Origin of the sequence: Pseudomonas sp. UYEF17 (assembly GCF_040546125.1) — a bacterium.
Taxonomy (GTDB): Bacteria; Pseudomonadota; Gammaproteobacteria; order Pseudomonadales; family Pseudomonadaceae; genus Aquipseudomonas; species Aquipseudomonas putida_Z.
In genome coordinates this window covers 391,944-409,381 of sequence record NZ_JBEPNE010000002.1, presented here as the reverse complement: position 1 = coordinate 409,381, position 17,438 = coordinate 391,944, and the positions used below count along the sequence as shown (strand labels likewise).

General features: G+C 64.9%; 15 protein-coding genes. 4 read left to right on the top strand and 11 right to left on the bottom strand.

The genetic code is table 11. The features are described from left to right. The first annotated feature begins 12 nt into the window (after positions 1–12). Complete coding sequence (gene hexR / locus ABIB24_RS04705) at positions 13–876, top strand: DNA-binding transcriptional regulator HexR (protein ID WP_169774905.1); 864 nt, start codon at positions 13–15, stop codon at positions 874–876. Here the strand turns inward: hexR and ABIB24_RS04700 are convergent. The 11 genes from ABIB24_RS04700 to edd form a co-directional block, all read right to left on the bottom strand. Next, positions 869–1,723, bottom strand: coding sequence for a D-hexose-6-phosphate mutarotase (locus tag ABIB24_RS04700; protein WP_013971129.1), 855 nt, complete (start codon positions 1,721–1,723; stop codon positions 869–871). The genes hexR and ABIB24_RS04700 overlap by 8 nt on opposite strands. A 116-nt stretch (positions 1,724–1,839) precedes the next feature. Beyond that, positions 1,840–3,132, bottom strand: coding sequence for a carbohydrate porin (locus tag ABIB24_RS04695; protein ID WP_256575221.1), 1,293 nt, complete (start codon positions 3,130–3,132; stop codon positions 1,840–1,842). Positions 3,133–3,233: 101 nt separating this feature from the next. Then, positions 3,234–4,388, bottom strand: a complete 1,155-nt coding sequence (locus tag ABIB24_RS04690) for an ABC transporter ATP-binding protein (protein WP_075043902.1) — start codon at positions 4,386–4,388, stop codon at positions 3,234–3,236. 3 nt (positions 4,389–4,391) lie between these two features. After that, positions 4,392–5,237 (bottom strand): carbohydrate ABC transporter permease, encoded by an 846-nt coding sequence (locus ABIB24_RS04685; protein ID WP_274078571.1) that lies wholly within the window; start codon positions 5,235–5,237, stop codon positions 4,392–4,394. Further along, a complete protein-coding gene (locus ABIB24_RS04680; protein WP_025337868.1) occupies positions 5,230–6,138 on the bottom strand; it encodes a carbohydrate ABC transporter permease in 909 nt (302 codons plus the stop codon). Before ABIB24_RS04680 ends, ABIB24_RS04685 begins: the two co-directional genes overlap by 8 nt. A 181-nt stretch (positions 6,139–6,319) precedes the next feature. After that, positions 6,320–7,606 carry an ABC transporter substrate-binding protein gene (locus ABIB24_RS04675; RefSeq protein ID WP_238067320.1) on the bottom strand — a complete coding sequence of 429 codons (1,287 nt, stop codon included), beginning with the start codon at positions 7,604–7,606 and terminating at the stop codon, positions 6,320–6,322. A gap of 104 nt (positions 7,607–7,710) precedes the next feature. Then, entirely contained in the window at positions 7,711–8,961 is a 1,251-nt protein-coding gene (locus ABIB24_RS04670; RefSeq protein WP_354316166.1) for a D-mannose isomerase, read from the bottom strand. A gap of 239 nt (positions 8,962–9,200) precedes the next feature. Beyond that, positions 9,201–10,655: an ATP-binding protein gene (locus tag ABIB24_RS04665; RefSeq protein WP_025337865.1), complete on the bottom strand. Its 1,455-nt coding sequence runs from the start codon at positions 10,653–10,655 to the stop codon at positions 9,201–9,203. Next, positions 10,636–11,361 carry a two-component system response regulator GltR gene (gene gltR / locus ABIB24_RS04660; protein ID WP_025337864.1) on the bottom strand — a complete coding sequence of 242 codons (726 nt, stop codon included), beginning with the start codon at positions 11,359–11,361 and terminating at the stop codon, positions 10,636–10,638. Before gltR ends, ABIB24_RS04665 begins: the two co-directional genes overlap by 20 nt. 167 nt (positions 11,362–11,528) lie before the next feature. Then, the gene (locus ABIB24_RS04655) at positions 11,529–12,491 is read right to left on the bottom strand and encodes a glucokinase (RefSeq protein ID WP_274078570.1); all 963 of its coding nucleotides are present in this window, start codon (positions 12,489–12,491) and stop codon (positions 11,529–11,531) included. Further along, positions 12,488–14,314, bottom strand: coding sequence for a phosphogluconate dehydratase (edd, locus tag ABIB24_RS04650; RefSeq protein ID WP_015269093.1), 1,827 nt, complete (start codon positions 14,312–14,314; stop codon positions 12,488–12,490). Before edd ends, ABIB24_RS04655 begins: the two co-directional genes overlap by 4 nt. Before the next feature lie 265 nt (positions 14,315–14,579). On the opposite strand from edd, the gene gap reads away from it, so the two are divergent. The 3 genes from gap to ABIB24_RS04635 all read left to right on the top strand — a co-directional run bounded on the left by gap (position 14,580) and on the right by ABIB24_RS04635 (position 17,260). Further along, positions 14,580–15,581 (top strand): type I glyceraldehyde-3-phosphate dehydrogenase, encoded by a 1,002-nt coding sequence (gene gap / locus ABIB24_RS04645; protein ID WP_041506241.1) that lies wholly within the window; start codon positions 14,580–14,582, stop codon positions 15,579–15,581. Between the two features lie 135 nt (positions 15,582–15,716). Continuing rightward, positions 15,717–16,229, top strand: a complete 513-nt coding sequence (locus ABIB24_RS04640) for an RNA polymerase sigma factor (protein ID WP_025337861.1) — start codon at positions 15,717–15,719, stop codon at positions 16,227–16,229. 71 nt (positions 16,230–16,300) lie between these two features. Then, positions 16,301–17,260, top strand: a complete 960-nt coding sequence (locus ABIB24_RS04635) for a FecR family protein (protein ID WP_075043895.1) — start codon at positions 16,301–16,303, stop codon at positions 17,258–17,260. Positions 17,261–17,438 lie beyond the last annotated feature (178 nt).

Here is a 17,438-nt window from a genome sequence, read left to right as displayed (position 1 = left end):
CCCATGGACCGCGTGCGAAACCTCCTGGAACAGATCCAGGGCCGCCTCGACGAGCTGAACAAGGCCGAACGCAAAGTCGCCGAAGTCATCCTGCTCAACCCGCAACAAGCCACCCGTTTCAGCATTGCTGCGCTGGCCCAGGCGGCCAAGGTCAGCGAACCTACCGTCAACCGCTTCTGCCGCTCGTTCGGCGTCAGCGGCTACCCCGAGCTCAAGCTGCAGCTGGCGCAGAGCCTGGCCAGCGGCGCCGCCTACGTCAGCCGCGCGGTGGAGGCTGACGACGACCCGGCCGCCTACACCCAGAAGATCTTCGCCAGTGCCATCGCCTCGCTCGACAGCGCCTGCCAGCAGCTCGACCCGCAGCAGGTCAGCCGTGCCGTGGACATGATGATCCAGGCCCGGCAGATCCACTTCTTCGGCCTGGGCGCCTCGGCCCCGGTGGCGCTGGACGCCCAGCACAAGTTCTTCCGCTTCAACCTGGCAGTATCCGCCCACGCCGACGTACTGATGCAGCGCATGCTGGCCTCGGTGGCGCACACCGGCGACCTGTTCGTGATCATCTCCTACACCGGGCGCACCCGCGAACTGGTCGAGGTTGCCCGCCTGGCCCGGGAAAACGGCGCCTCGGTGCTGGGCCTGACCGCTGCCGGTTCGCCACTGGCCAATGCCTGCAGCCTGAGCCTGCACATTCCGCTGCCGGAAGACACCGACATCTACATGCCGATGACCTCGCGGATCATCCAGCTGACTGTGCTCGATGTGCTGGCCACCGGCATGACCCTGCGTCGCGGCGTGGACTTCCAGCCGCACCTGCGCAAGATCAAGGAAAGCCTCAACGCCAGCCGCTACCCGATCGAGGACGACGAGCTCAACTGAGCCGGTGTGCCTGCAGGCGCAGGTGGGCACGCTGCCCCGGCGCCAGGCTCAGGCCCTCGCCACTGCCGCTGGCGGCCTCGACACAGACGAAGCGCTGGCATTCACGCCCGGTCACGCCCATCAGCGGGCGGTTGCCCGGGTGCCACACCACCGTGTCGTCGCTGTCACCGGTATCGATGCACAGCTCGCGCTGCCAGGCCGGGTCCTGCAATTGCACCCGCGGCGTGCCGGGGTAGACCTTCTGGCAACCGCCCTTGAGCTTCAGCGCGCCATCTTCACGGCAGGCCTGGCGGTTCAGGCGGTCGTAGCCTTCGATATCCTCCAGCCCGGACAGCGCTATCTCGGACACGTCACTGATGCGCCAGTAGGCCAGCAGGGCATGGCTCAGCTGGCAGGGTTCGCTGTCCTGGTGCTCGGTGCTCAGGCTCAGCTCCATGCGGCTACCCAGCCGGGCATGCAGGTCGACCTGCCAGTCGCACAGGTCCAGCCGCCATTTCAGCGTTACCCCCTCCTCGTCCTCGCGGCTGTCCACCAGCTTCCAGTCGAGCAGGCGCGCCCAGCCATGGGCCGGCCACAAGTCCTCGCTGGGGTGGCGGCCATACCATGGCCAGCACACAGGCACACCACCGCGGATCGCGCCCACCTGCGGCCACTGCTCGGCGCACCACAGCCAGGGCCGTTCACCCGCTGGTTGAAAATGCAGCAGTTGCGCACCCTGGCGGCTGAACACCGCCTGGCAACGGGGATGGTCGATGATCAGCACATCGCGCTGCTGGTAACGCTCCCACTCGAATGTCGGCCGGGGCCGCTGCGAGGTAAAGAAGCGATGGAGCGGATGTTCGGGCATGGTTCAGAGCTCTTGTTGTTTGAGATAGCGCTGTCTCGGCCTATCCCCGACAACCACTGAAGGCCAGTGGCTGCCGGGTACCGAAGTGGATTGGCGTAAATTTACAACAATTGCTCTCAGAATGACGACTGAATCTTCAAACCTGCGACCAGCGCGTTGTCCACCTCATCCACCCCGCCGGGGCTCTTGATGTACTGCAGGTTGGGCCGCACGGTCAGCCAGTTGGTGACGTGGAAGCCGTAGTAGAGCTCGGCGTTGTACTCGGTACGCTGCAGCGGCACGAAGCCTGGGTTGTCGTAATCGCTGATGCCGCTCTGGGCGTTGAGCAGTTCGGCGCGCTTCTTCACGTCGTCATTCACATGAATGCGCGCCACGCCGAAGCCGATATCGTCCTTGGGCCGGGCGTCGAATGCGCCTTTGTAGACCAAGCCCAGTTGCTGATAGTTGTCGACGACGTTGGTGGCCTTGTCGTGCACGGTGAAGTTGGCAAACAGGCTCAGGCCACGGTTCACGTCGCCGCCATGTGCAGTGACCTGCTGCTGCGCCACCACCCACCAGCCATGCTTGCTGGAGTGCGACTTGAAGGCTTCGCCCGTCAGCGCCTGCGGGTTGCCGTTGACGTCATCGAACACATCGTCGGCCTTGGCCGTGCTGTAGTAGTAACCCAGGCGGTACTCGCCCGGCAGGCCATTGACCTTGGGTGACCACACCGCTTCCACCGGCAGGATCGCGCCTTTGGTGCCGCTGCCACTGAGCTTGAAGCCGTTGCCGGTTTCCAGGTTGGAAGGGTTCTGCTCGAAGGCACCGACCTGAACGAAGAATTCCGGAGTGATGTTGTATTTCACCCGCAGCGCCCACTGGCTGACCGGCCAGTTGTACCAGATGCCGCCAACCCAGTTGCCCACCTGCGAGCCGCAGAAGGCCAGGTTCTGGAAATCGCAGGGGAAGCTGTTGAAGTCCTCGCCCTCGCCGAAGCGGCCAAATTTCACGTCCAGTGCGCCGTCGAAGTACTTCTGCTTGACCCACATCTGGGTCAGCCGCCAGGTCTGGCCGCGGCCCCACACTTCCTGCACCGAGCTGAACTGCCCGGCGCGCGGATCGCTGATGCGGTCGTTGGACAGGTTGCGGCCGCTGCGCTCGGTGATCGCCAGTTTGAACTCGGCGTCATGCCAGCCAAAGATTTTCTGCAGGTCCAGGTGCGCGCCCAGGGCGAACTGGTCGCTATAGCGCGCGGTCTTGTCGTCGTTGTAACCACCGTGCAGGTTACCGGCAACCTCACCGACATAATCGAGGGTGAAGTCATAGCCCTTTTCCAGCAGCTCGGTGCGGGTGCCGCCCCAGTCGCCGGTCATCCACTTCGATTCGCTGGAAAAAGCCTCGGCAGCCTGCGCGCCGCTGCCAGCGGCCATCGCCAGCGGTGCGAGCAAGGCGAGCGAACCTAATGTCCTGATGCGTTTGCGCTGTTCCATCCCTTTGCGTCCTCTTTGTTCTTATTGACGGTGTAGACGAGTTATCGGCCTTTGAAGTGCGCCACATTGTCCTTCATGGTTGCGGCAGTAGTGGCCAGGTGCAGGCGCTCGCCGCTGGCGGCGTCGAACAGCAGCACCCGTGCCGGGTCGAATTGCAGGTTCAGGCTGTCGCCGACCCGGCACGCCACATCCGGCGCCAGGCGGCAGCAGACCTTGGTCTGGTTGAGGGTGACGAACACCAGCAGGTCTGGCCCGGTGGGCTCGGTCACCTGCACCTCGGCGCGAATGCCGGGCAGGCCATTGCCCTCGGCTGCACCCAGGGCAATCTGCTCGGGGCGGATGCCCAGGATGATCTCGCGGCCCTCCAGCTCGTCTGCAGCCACCCCCAGGGGCAGTTCGCAACGCGCCTGGCCGCTGTCGAGCACGGCCAGCAGGCGCCCGTCCTGTTGCGTGAGGCGCACCGGGATGAAGTTCATCGGCGGCGAACCGATGAAGCTGGCGACGAACTGGTTGGCCGGATCGTTGTAGATCTGCTGCGGGGTGCCGAACTGCTGGATGATGCCGTCCTTCATCACCGCCACCTTGTCGCCCAGGGTCATGGCCTCGATCTGGTCATGGGTGACGTACACGGTGGTGGTCTTCAGGCGCTGGTGCATCAGTTTCATTTCGGTACGCATTTCGACGCGCAGCTTGGCATCGAGGTTGGACAGCGGTTCATCGAACAGGTAGATCTTCGGCCGCCGCGCCAGCGCCCGGCCCATGGCCACGCGCTGCTGCTGGCCACCGGACAGCTGCGCCGGCTTGCGCGCCAGCAGGTGCTCGATCTGCAACAGCTTGGCCACCCGCGCCACTTCCTCGTCGATGGCGGCCTGGGGCAGCTTGCGGATCTTCAGGCCGAACTCGATGTTCTCGCGCACGCTCATGGTCGGGTACAGCGCGTAGGACTGGAACACCATGGCGATGTCGCGGTCCTTGGGGCTCATGCCGCTGACGTCCTGCTGGTCGATGAGTATCGCGCCGCCAGTGATCTGCTCCAGCCCGGCGATGCAGTTCATCAAGGTCGACTTGCCACAACCCGACGGGCCGACCAGGATCAGGAATTCGCCATCCTTGATCGACAGCTGGATGTCCTTGAGGGTGTCCGGCAGGCCGCTGCCGTAGGTCTTGTTCACATTGCGAAGTTCGAGCGTTGCCATGACTTACCCCTTTACCGCGCCAGCAGTCAGCCCGCGGACGAAATATTTGCCTGCCACCACGTAGACCAGCAGGGTTGGCAGGCCGGCGATCATCGCCGCCGCCATGTCGACGTTGTATTCCTTGGCCCCGGTGCTGGTGTTGACCAGGTTGTTCAGGGCCACGGTAATCGGTTGCGAATCGCCGCTGGAGAACACCACGCCGAACAGGAAGTCGTTCCAGATCTGGGTGAACTGCCAGATCAGGCAGACCATGATGATCGGCGTGGACATCGGCAGGATGATGCGGCGGAAGATGGTGAAGAACCCGGCACCGTCCAGGCGCGCAGCCTTGACCAGCGCATCGGGAATGCTCACGTAGAAGTTGCGGAAGAACAGCGTGGTGAAGGCCAGGCCGTAGACCACGTGCACCAGCACCAGGCCGGTGGTGGTGCTGGCCAGGCCGAGCTTGCCGAGGGTGAACGAGGCCGGCAGCAGTACGGTCTGGAACGGCAGGAAGCAGCCGAACAGCAGCAGGCCGAAGAACAGCTGCGAACCGCGGAAGCGCCACATCGACAGCACATAGCCGTTCAGCGCGCCGATGGCGGTGGAGATCAGCACCGCTGGCACGGTGATCATGATCGAGTTCCAGAAGTAACCGCTGACCGTGCTCCAGGCCTTGACCCAGCCGATGCCGGTAATTACCACCGGCCAGCTCAGCAGGTTGCCGGTGCTGATGTCGTCCGGGGTCTTGAAGCTGGTCAGCAGCATCACCACCAGCGGCACCAGGTACAGCAGCACCGCCAGCAACAGCACCGCGTGGATGGCGATGCGGCTCGGGCTAAGCACCGCTTTGTCGAGAGGGCTATGCATGGCGTTTGCTCCGCAGCTCCGAGTACAGGTAAGGCACGAGGATCGCCAGGATCGCCCCGAGCATCAGGATGGCGCTGGCCGAGCCCATGCCCATCTGGCCGCGGCTGAAGGTGAACGAATACATGAACATCGCAGGCAGGTCGGACGAGTAGCCAGGGCCGCCGGCAGTCATGGCCGCCACCAGGTCGAAGCTCTTGATGGCAATGTGCGCGAGGATCATCAGCGAGCTGAAGAACACCGGGCGCAGGCTGGGCAGTACCACGCGCCAGTAGATGCGCGGCAGGCTGGCGCCGTCGATCTGCGCGGCGCGGATGATCGACGGATCGACGCCACGCAGGCCGGCGAGGAACATTGCCATGATGAAGCCCGAGGCCTGCCACACGGCGGCGATCACCAGGCAGTACACCACCCGGTCGGGATCGATCAGCCAGTCCAGGCGAAAGCCCTCCCAGCCCCAGTCACGCAGCAGCTTGTCCAGGCCCATGCCCGGGTTGAGCAGCCACTTCCAGGCGGTGCCGGTGACGATCATCGACAGCGCCATGGGGTACAGGTAGATGGTGCGGATGAAACCTTCGCGACGGATGCGCTGGTCCAGCAAGACTGCCAGCACTACGCCGATGACCAGGCTGATGGCGATGAACAGGCCGCCGAACAGCAGCAGGTTCTTGCTTGCCACCCACCAGCGGTCGTTGTCGAACAGCCGGGCATACTGCGCCAGGCCGGCCCATTTGTAGGTCGGCAGGAAGGTCGAGGTGGTGAAGGACAGGACGAAGGTCCAGAGGATGTAGCCGTAGAAGCCCACCAGGACGATGAACATGCTCGGCGCCAGCACCAGCTTGGGCAGCCAGCGCTGTAGCGCGTCCAGGGGTGAGGCCCGCAGTTGGGCGGTTGCTGTGGTCATGGTTCACCTCAAAGGCGCCGCACTCCCCTGTAGGAGCGGCCTTGTGTCGCGATGGGCTGCGCAGCAGCCCCAAAGGACTCAAGGTCGATTACCTACCTTAAAGATCGAGTGCGCAGGTTATGGGGCTGCTGCGCAGCCCATCGCGACACAAGGCCGCTCCTACAACGGAATCGCGTCAGCTTTACTGGGCAGCCTTGATCGCCGCCGCCAGCTTCTTCGCCGCATCGGCCGGGTCGGCCTTGGGGTCGTTGATGTAGTTGGTCACCACATCGAAAAACGCGCCCTGCACGGCCAGCGTGGTGGCCATGTTGTGCGCCATGCTCGGCTGCAGGCCGCCATTCTTGGCATCGGCCAGGAAGTCCTTGGCGGAGGTTTGCGCGCAGGCGTCGAAGCCATACTTGCCCATGTCGGCCAGCATGTCGTTGCGCACCGGGATCGACCCCTTGTTGCTGCTGAAGACCTTCTGGAAGTCCTCGCCCAGCACCTTGCGGGCAATATCCTGCTGGCCGGCAGACGTGCCGGCGTCGTTCTGCTTGAACACCACCAGCGAGTCGATGTTGTACAGGAACGCCTTGTCGGTGCCGGGGAATGGCACGCACTGATAATCCTTGCCGGCGGTTTTCTTCGCCAGGGTCCATTCGCTCTTGGCCCAGTCGCCCATGATCTGCATGCCGGCCTTGCCGTTGATGACCTTGGCCGCTTCCAGGTTCCAGTCCTGGCCTTTGCCGTCCGGGTCCATGTAGGTGGCGACCTTCTTCAGTTCGGTCAGCGCCTTGACCATCTGCGGGCCGGTCAGGGCCGCGCTGTCGAGGTCGACCAGGGCCTTCTTGTAGCCATCGGCCCCCATCACCGCCAGCACCACGCTTTCGAACACGGTGCTGTCCTGCCACGGCTGGCCGCCATGGGCGAGCGGGATGAAGCCGGCGGCCTTGAGCTTGTCGGCGGCGGCGTAGAATTCGTCGAGGGTGGCTGGCGCCTTGTCGATGCCAGCCTTCTTGAAGACGTCGGGGTTGATCCACAGCCAGTTGATGCGGTGGATGTTCACCGGCACGGCGACATAGTCACCGTCGTACTTCACGGTGTCCGCGACCTTCTTGTCGAGCAGGGAGTCCCACTTTTCGTCCTTGGCCACGCCCTTGAGCACATCGGCGTCGAGCAGGCCGGTGGCTGCCCAGTCTTGGATGTCCGGGCCCTTGATCTGCGCGACACCCGGCGGGTTGCCGGCCACGGCGCGGCTCTTGAGCACGGTCATGGCGGTGGCACCACCACCACCGGCGACGGCGCCGTCCTTCCAGGTGAAGCCATCTTTTTCGACCTGGGCCTTGAGCACATCCACCGCCGCTTTTTCACCACCGGAGGTCCACCAGTGCACCACCTCGACACTGCCTTTGGCATCGGCAGCCAAGGCACTCAGCGGGAACAAGGAGGCCAGTGAGATTGCGGCAGCGAGACGGAGCGTGGAATTCATCGAAGCACCTTTCTTGTTGTTATGCCGTGCAAGTCGATCGCTTGCGTTGCATGAAGTCTAAACAGCCTGCTCGCCTCGCCAGGTAACGAAGCGATGCGTGAATGTCATCGTTTGGTTACATTGCCGGCCAAGTTGCTGGCCAGGCTGGGTGCCAGTGGCAAGCCCGGCAGCAGCAGCGCCTGGTAGGCATGGTAGAGGTCGGGCTTGCCTGGCCAGATGGTCGCGGCCGGCTGGTTGTGCGCATCGAGTTCGTGGTGCCAGCTGCCAGCGCCATGGTCAATGAAATGGTTGGCGATGAAGTCCCAGCAACGGCGGTACCACTGCTCGTAGTGCGCCTCGCCCGTGCGCTGCAACAGGGCCGCGGCGGCGGCGCAGGCTTCGGCATGCACCCAGTGCAGGCGTGCGCGCACCACCGGGCGATCGTCCCAGTCCAGGGTGTAGATGAAACCGGGCGCGCCATCGACGTTCCAGGCTTGCTGGCAGGCTGTATCGAACAACGCGCGGGCACAGTCTGGCAGCCACTGCGGGGCATGCAGGCAGGCCCGTTCCAGGCTGGCTTCAAGATGCAGCAGTAACCGCGCCCACTCCAGGGCATGCCCGGGCGTGGAACCATAAGGCCGGAAGTGGTCGGCCGGGTGCGACTGGTTGTAGTGCGGCAGTGGCTGCCAGAGGGCGTCGAAATGCTCGATGACCCGGTAGCCGTTGGCGGCGGCATGGGTATGGATGATGCGTTCGGCGATGCGCAAGGCGCGTTGCAGCCACAGGCTGTTGCCAGTGACGTCTGCCAGGGCCAGGAAGGCCTCGACCGCATGCATGTTGCTGTTGGCGCCACGGTACTGCTCGGGCAACTGCCAGACGCGGGAGAAGGCTTCCCGCAGGGCACCCTCCTCTTCGCTCCAGAAATGCGCTTCGAGCACCTGCACCGCGCCTGCCAGCAGGGCTGGTGCACCGCCAGCACCTGCCATCACCGCCGAGCTGGCGGCCAGGGCGACAAACGCATGCAGGTAAGCCGCCTTGCCGCTGTCGTCATGGCCACCGGGGTGGGCGAACCAGCCGCCGTAGGTGGCATCCTGCAGCGCGCCACGCAGGGCGGCCACACCGTGTTCGGCATAGGCCAGGTAGCCGGGCACGCCCTGCAGGTGGGCCAGGGCGAAACAGTGGGTCATGCGGGCGGTGATCAGGGTTTCGGCGCGGGCACCGGGGGCAAGCAGGCCTGCGGCGTCGAGGCTGCCGAAGCCATCGGGCAGTTTCGAAGCCGTGGCGAAGGCCAGCAGGCGTTGCCCTTCTGCCATGCGCCAGGCGTTGTGCGCCGGGGCGTCGAGCCAGCGGGTGGAAGCCAGGTTGGAGGTGCTCATGGGCCAGCTTGATCCTTGCCAGTCGTCTGCGAATTCTAGTGAGCTGGCCTGGAAGGGAATGTCACCAAGGAAGGTGGATTTGTCACCAGCCAGTGACATTTGTGTTGCTTGTACCGGCCTCTTCGCGGGTAAACCCGCTCCCACAAAGTCCTCATAGGTCCACCAGACTCCGAGGCTAATGCAAAAACCTGTGGGAGCGGGTTTACCCGCGAAGGGGCCGGTAGAGGCAATACAACCCTTCAGTCCATGCCCCGCGGCAGGTACAAGGTCACCCGCAACCCGCCCTCACGCAGGTTCAGCAAGCTCACCTCCCCGCCATGGCTATGGGCAATGTTGCGCGCAATCCCCAACCCCAGCCCGTACCCCTGCTGCTGCCCGGCCAGACGGAAGTGCGGCTCGAACACCTGTTCCAGTTGCTGCTGCGGCACCCCCGGCCCCTGGTCATCCACCTGCAGCACGAACCCCTCGGCACTGTCGATGATGCGCAACCGTGCCCGCTCGCCGTACTTTATGGCGTTGTCGATCAGGTTGCCGATGCAGCGCCGCAGCGCCAGCGGCTTGCCCGGGTAAGGCGCCAGCGCCCGGCCTTCGAGCGTGATGCGGCCATCGCCCAGGTAAGGCTCGGCCAGGATTTCCAGCACCTGATTGAGATCGACCGGCTCGATATTCTCGTGGATGTCGGTGTCCTTCACGCACTGCAACGCGCCTTTGACCAGCAGCTCCAGCTCGTCCAGGTCCTGGCTGAACTTGGCCTGCAGGCGCTCGTCCTCCAGCAGCTCGACGCGCAGGCGCAAGCGGGTGATCGGCGTGCGCAGGTCGTGGGAAATGGCACTGAACAGCTGGCTGCGCTCGGTCAGGTAGCGGCTGATGCGCTCGCGCATGCTGTTGAACGCACGCCCCACCTCGACCACCTCGCTGCCACCACCTTCGGCCACCGGCGCCACATCGGCGCCCAGCGACATCTCCCGCGCAGCCCGCGCCAGGCGCTTGAGCGGCCAGCTTTGCCAGTGCACCAGCAAGCCGATGAACAACAGCAGCAAGGCCGTGGTCAGCACGATGAAGCCGATCTGCTGACGCGGCAGGCGCTCGGCCTCCAGGCTGGTGTAGGGCTCGGGCAGCAGCGAGGCGATGTACAGCCACTCACCCTCGCCCAGGCGGATCTGGGTGACCAGCACCGGCGGGTTGAGTGGCTCCAGGGTCAGCGAGTAATGCGCCCAGGAGCGTGGCAGTTCGTCGAGCTTCAGGCCGCTGTTGAAGATACGCAGGTCGTCCGGCCCGACGAACTCCACGGAAATTTCCATCTGCGAACCCAGGCGCTCATGCAGCACTTGCTGGAACACATCGATAACCGCCTGCTTGCGCGGGGTAACGGGCAGTAGCGGCATGTCCAGCGGCTTGGCGTTGAGCGACACGAAAAAGCGCGTGCCGCCCATGCTGCGCAGCTGGTCGAGGACCATCGGCCGGTAGGCCACCGGCAACGAGCGGAAGTAGCTGACACTGGCACTCATCGAATGAGCCAGGCTGCTGGCGCTGGCACGCAGGCCCTGCAACTGGCTGGCGCGCAATTGGGCAACCCAGATGATGCTCGACAACCCCTGGGCCAGCAGCACTACCAGCAGGGTCAGCAGCAGCATGCGCCCCAGTAGCGAGCGCGGCAGCAGCCGCCAGCGCCGTTCAGGGCGCATTGCAGACATGGGCAGCCAACAGGTAGCCGCTGCCGCGTACGGTGCGGATCAGCCGAGGTGGTTTGTCGGTATCGCGCAGGCGCTGGCGCAGGCGGCTGACCGCCATGTCGACGATGCGGTCCAGCGGCATCGGCTCGCGGCCACGGGTGGCGTTGCCGATGGTGTCGCGGTCGAGGATCTGCTGTGGGTGGTCGAGGAACAGCTTGAGCAGGGCGAAGTCGGCGCCGGAGAGAATCACCTCCTCACCGTCGCGATGGAACAGGCGGTGGCTGACCGTGTCCAGGCGCCAGTCGTCGAAGGCCAGCACCGCACTGCCCGGCGCCGCCTGGCCGAACTCGGCGCGGCGCAGCAGGGCCTTGATCCGCGCTTGCAGTTCGCGGGGGCTGAACGGCTTGCCCAGGTAGTCGTCGGCGCCCAGCTCCAGGCCGATGACCCGGTCGGTTTCGTCGGAGCTGGCGGTGAGCATGATGATCGGTACCCGTGCCTGACGCGGGTGCTGGCGTACCCAGCGGCACAGGCTGAAGCCGTCTTCGTCGGGCAGCATGACATCGAGGATGACCAGGTCGCAGGGGGTGGATTCCAGCGCGCGGCGAAAGCCCTTGCCGTCGGCTTCGGCATGCACCTGGAAGCCGGAGCGGCTCAGGTAGGTTTGCAGCAGTTCGCGGATTTCCTGGTCGTCGTCGACCATCAGGATCGATTTGCCGGCAGTGCTCAAGGTGGTCCTTCCTCTTGTTGATTGCAGGTCTTTTTGCCTGCTGTCGGGTGTTGCCTTCGGGGCTGCCTTGCAGCCCATCGCGACACAAGGCCGCTCCTACAGAATGGCGCGGCCCCGTGTAGGAGCGGCCTTGTGTCGCGATGGGCCGCACAGCGGCCCCCTGCTACCTATCGGTTATCCAGCGCCTGCTGCAAAGCCACCCCGGCCCCCAGCAACCCGGAAAACTCCGCCGTCACCAGCCAAACCGGTACGCCAGCGAAATAGCCACTCATGCAGCCCTTGTCGGAAAAACTCGCGGCAAACCCGCTGCGCACGAACAGCTCGGCAAAGCGCGGGATCACGCCGCCGACAATATAGACCCCACCCCGCGCGCCCAGCGTCAGAACATTGTTACCAGCGACTCGGCCGAGGAACCGGCAAAACTGCTCGATCACCGCCAGCGCCCGCGGCTCGCCGCCGAGCGCGGCATCGGTGATCTGTGCCGGGGTCTTGTGTCGGGGTGTGTCGCCGTCCAGCGCGCAGATTGCCTGGTACAGGCGCAGCAGGCCACCGCCACTGAGCACGGTTTCGGCGCTGACATGGCCGATCTGCCCGTGAATCTGTTGGTGAATCGCCGCTTCGCGGGCATTGCCCACCGGCAGGTCGACGTGCCCGCCCTCGCCCGGCAGGGCATGCCAGTGCTGTTCGCCCAGGCGCAATAGCGCACCCACGCCCAGCCCGGTACCCGGGCCGATGACCAGGGCCGGCCGCGACAGGTCCGCCTGGCCTGGGCACACTTCGCGGAACTCGCCGGGGCGCAGGCGGGTCATGCCCAGCGCCATGGCGGTAAAATCGTTGATCAGCAGCAGCCGCTCGACCTGCAATGTCTGGCAGAAGGCCACACGGCTGAGGCGCCAGTGGTTGTTGGTAAAGCGGAACTCATCGCCATCGACCGGCCCAGCCACCGCCAGGCAGGCAGCAGTCACGCCGCCGCGGGTAATGCCCAAGCCTTCAAGGTAAGCCTCGATGGCCTGTTCCGGGCTGGTGTAGTCCTCGGTGGCGAAGACCTTCACTTCGTGCAGCTGGTTGTCACGCCACAACGCAAAACGGGCATTGGTGCCGCCGATGTCGCCAACCAGCAGGTCCTTCATTTGAGGTTCTCCAGGGCCGAGGTGAACGCACTGGCGCCCTGCTCTGCCGGGCTGAACGCCATGCGCATGAAGCCGAACAGCTCGCGCCCGCAGCCCAGGTCGTTGCCCTGTGGCGCTGGCGGCAGGTCGCGGCTGGCCAGTTCTTCGGCCGACACCATTACCCGCAGCGTGCCCTCGACACCATCGACCCGCACCATATCACCATCGCGCACCCGTGCCAGCGGGCCGCCGTCATAAGCCTCGGGGCAAACGTGAATGGCCGCCGGGATCTTGCCCGAGGCACCGGACATGCGCCCGTCGGTCACCAGCGCCACCTTGAAGCCACGGTCCTGCAGCACACCGAGGAACGGTGTGAGCTTGTGCAGCTCGGGCATGCCGTTGCAGCGCGGGCCCTGGAAGCGCACCACGGCGACGAAGTCACGCTCCAGCTCGCCGGCCTTGAACGCATCGGCCAGCGACTGCTGGTCGTGGAACACCCGCGCCGGGGCCTCGACCACCTGGTGCTCGGGGGCAACAGCGGACACCTTCATCACGCCGCGGCCAAGGTTGCCCTCCATCACCCGCAGGCCGCCTTCGGCCGAGAACGGCCGCGCCACCGGGCGCAGGATGCTTTCGTCCAGGCTGTGCTGCGGCCCTTCGCGCCACACCAGCTTGCCGTTGTCGAGGAACGGCTCCTGGGTGTAGCGGCGCAGGCCATGGCCGGCCACGGTGTTGACGTCTTCGTGCAGCAGCCCGGCATCGAGCAGCTCGCGGATCAGGAAGGCCATGCCGCCCGCGGCCTGGAAGTGGTTGATGTCGGCCTTGCCGTTGGGGTAGACGTGGGACAGGGTCGGTACCACCTCGGACAGGTCGGCCATGTCCTGCCAGGTCAGCTGGATACCCGCGGCCTGGGCAATCGCCGGGATGTGCAGGGTATGGTTGGTCGAGCCACCGGTGGCGTGCAGGGCGACGATGGAGTTGACCAGCGCCTTCTCGTCGACGATTTCACCCAGCGGCATGAAGCTGCCGCTGGCCTTGGTCATGCGCGTGACCTGTTGCGCGGCCTCGGCGGTGAGCGCGTCGCGCAGCGGTGTGTACGGGTTGACGAACGAGGCGCCCGGCAGGTGCAGGCCCATCACTTCCATCACCAGCTGGTTGGTATTGGCAGTGCCGTAGAAGGTACAGGTGCCAGGGCTGTGGTAGGACTTCATCTCCGACTCCAGCAGCTCTTCGCGGCTGGCCTTGCCTTCGGCGTAGCGCTGGCGCACGTCGGCCTTCTGCTTGTTGGAAATGCCGGAGACCATCGGCCCGCCCGGAACGAAGATGGTCGGCAGGTGGCCGAAGCGCAGCGCCCCCATCATCAGGCCGGGGACAATCTTGTCGCAGATGCCCAGCATCAGCGCGGCGTCGAACATGTTGTGCGACAGGGCCACGGCGGTGGACATGGCGATCACTTCGCGGCTGGCGATGGCCAGCTCCATGCCCGGTTCGCCCTGAGTCACGCCATCGCACATGGCCGGCACGCCACCGGCGAACTGGCCGACCGAGCCGACCTCGCGCAGGGCCTGCTTGATCTGCTCGGGGAAGTGCTGGTACGGCTGGTGCGCCGAAAGCATGTCGTTGTAGGCCGAGACGATGGCCACGTTGGCCGCGTTCATCAGGCGCAGGGTCTGCTTGTCGTCGCTGCCGCAACCGGCCACGCCATGGGCGAAGTTGGCGCACTGCAGGCTGGCACGCATGGGGCCGTCACTGGCCGCGCCGCGAATCAGTTGCAGGTAGCGTTCGCGGGTGGCACGGCTACGTTCGACCAGCCGCTGGGTGACCTCAAGGATGCGCGGATGCATGTACTGGACTCCAGGCTAATTGTAAGGGCGGTTTACCGGGCATTTCCCCTCCAAACGATTGCGGCCTAGGCTCAAGGTAGAGGAGCCCGCTGCATCGGTGGAGGCACGTCGCCCAACCACTCGTTGTATGTTTAAACAAAATACTGCCACTAAAAAGGCTTGTTTTCTATCGGCAGGTGAATAATCTTGTAATTCCAACAACAAAACCGTTTCAGTGAAGCTCCTTTGTGCCACAGGTTTCACTCGGACTGCCAGAGGTACTGCCATGACCCTACGCATCGCCATCAATGGATTCGGCCGCATCGGGCGCAACGTCCTGCGCGCACTGTATACCCAAGGCTACCGCCAGGACCTGCAGGTCGTCGCCATCAACGACCTGGGCGACAGCGCCATGAATGCCCACCTGCTCAAGTACGACAGCGTGCACGGCACATTCGACGCCAGCGTCGAGGCCGACCACGAAAGCCTCACGGTCAATGGTGACCGTATCGCGGTCAGTGCCATCCGCAACCCGGCCGAACTGCCCTGGAAGGCCGAGGCGATCGACGTGGTGTTCGAATGCACCGGGCTGTTCACCGAGCGCGCCAAGGCCGCCGCACATCTGGCTGCGGGGGCTGGCAAGGTGATTGTCTCGGCACCGGCCAAAGGCGCCGATGCCACCGTGGTGTACGGGGTCAACCATGACATCCTGCGGGCCTCGCACCAGATCATTTCCAATGCCTCCTGCACCACCAACTGCCTGGCACCGATTGCCCAGGTGCTGCACCGCGAGTTCGGCATCGAACAGGGCCTGATGACCACCATCCATGCCTACACCAACGACCAGGTGCTGACCGATGTGTACCACGGCGACCCGTACCGTGCGCGCTCGGCGACCCAGTCGATGATCCCGAGCAAGACCGGCGCTGCCGAGGCCGTGGGCCTGGTGCTGCCGGAGCTGGCCGGCAAGCTTACCGGCATGGCGGTACGGGTGCCGGTGATCAACGTGTCGCTGGTGGACCTCACCGTCAACCTCAAGCGCGAGGCCACGGCCGAGCAGGTCAACCAGCTGTTCCTCGAGGCCAGCAAGCATTCCAGGGTATTGGGCTACAACGCCTTGCCGCTGGTTTCCTGCGATTTCAACCACAACCCGCTGTCGTCGATCTTCGATGCCAACCATACCCGGGCCAACGGGCGCATGCTCAAGGTGCTGGCCTGGTATGACAACGAGTGGGGGTTCTCCAACCGCATGCTGGATAACTGCCTGGCGTTGTGCCGCGCCCGCTGAGCTTCGGCACGCTCCTACACGGGGACCGCGCAAGGCTGGGACTCACAATCTTTACCTTTTCCTAACATTTCCAGGCTTGACCTTCGAGATGGATGATAAGCATTATCATTAACCTTTCGTCGGCCAGGTCCCCCAGTGAGTCAGTCCAGGTTCAACTCTGTCTTCCTCGTCCAGCGCCTTACCCTGCTGCGCACCTTGCAGCGCATGGTGGGCAACCCCAACACGGCCGAGGACCTGTTGCAGGAAACCTACCTGCGGGTGTCCCGCGCCCTCGGTGAGCGGCCCATCGAACACATCGAACCGTTCGTGTTCCAGACCGCGCGCAACCTGGCCCTCGACCACCTGCGCGCGCGCCGGGTGCAATCGCGCATGCTGGTCGACGACGTGCCCGACGAGGTCCTGCACAGCGTGGCCGCGCCGGCCACCAGCAGCGAGGATGCGGCCCATGCCGAGCAGTTGCTCAAGCACCTGAGCATCAGCCTCAACCAGTTGAGCGAACGCCAGCAGCGCATCTTCATCCTCAGCCGCCTGCATGGCGCCACCTACCTGGAAATCGCCGAACAACTGAATGTTTCGCCCAGCACGGTACAGAAGGAACTGAAACTGATCATGGCGATCTGCATGGGTGTCGCCGACCGCCTCAAGTGAGGCAACGCAAAGCCCTTGCCACGCCCCGCCTCAGCCTTGATCATTCGCAAAAAACCATTCAAGGATTCACCGTGACCGACAGCCCCCCTCGCCCGTCACCCGCCGGGCCCAGCGCCCGTGCTCGTGCCATGGACGAGGCGCTGGACTGGCTGGTGCGCCTGCAATGCGCCGACGCCGAGGACACCCAGGCCTTCGAAGCCTGGCTCAGCGCAGCGCCGGAAAATGCCGAGGCCTATGTCGAGGCAGAAGCATTGTGGAACGGCGCACCGCTGCACCAGGTGGCCGTGCAGATGCATCAGCAACAGCGCCGCTCGTGGCGCGGGCGCCTGCGCAGCCACTGGAAACCCCTGGCCACGGCGGCGCTGCTGCTGGTCGGGCTGTTCACCCTCGGCAACCTGCCCATGCGCCTGCAGGCCGACCACCTGACGGTGGTGGGCGAGCGCCAGCGCCTGCAGCTGGAAGACGGCGCGAAAGTGCTGCTCAACACCAATTCGGCATTTGCCAGCGAGCAGCGTGACGGCCGCCAGATCGCCCGCCTGCTACAGGGCGAGGCCTATTTCCAGGTCCCCGAGGGCGCGCTGCTGCCACTGGAAGTGCAGGCCGGGCCATTGCGCGCGCAGGTGCGCGACACCGACTTTGCCGTGCGCTACCTCGACGGCGAGGCACAGGTGCGGGTGCAGCGCGGCGATGTCGACCTGCAGGGAGGCCGCGACCAGCGCATCCGCCTGAGTGCCGGCGACAGCATCAGTGTCGGCCCCCAGGGGTTCGGCCAGCGCCAGCGCCCCGACATGCACAAGGACCTGGCCTGGGTCGACGGCCGCCTGGTGTTCGAGAACTGCCCGCTGAGCCAGGTGCTGGCCGAGGTGCAGCGCTACTACCCGGGCTGGATCATCAACCGCAATGCACAGCTGGAAGACATGGCGGTCACCGGCAACTACCGCCTCGACCAGCCGCTGGAAACCCTGCGCGCGCTGGCCCACATCACCTCGGCACAGCTGCATGAGTTCCCGGCGCTGGTCATCCTGAACTGATCCGCAAATCTGAAACCCGACACGGTCCCTGTGGGAGCGGGCGTGCCCGCGAACACGGGCAAAGCCCGTGCCATCCACCGCGGTGCCTGTTTCGCGGGCATGCCCGCTCCCACGGAAATCGCGATACAGATTGCCAGACCGCAATCCAACTTTTTTTACGCACTCACGCTACCCCGCC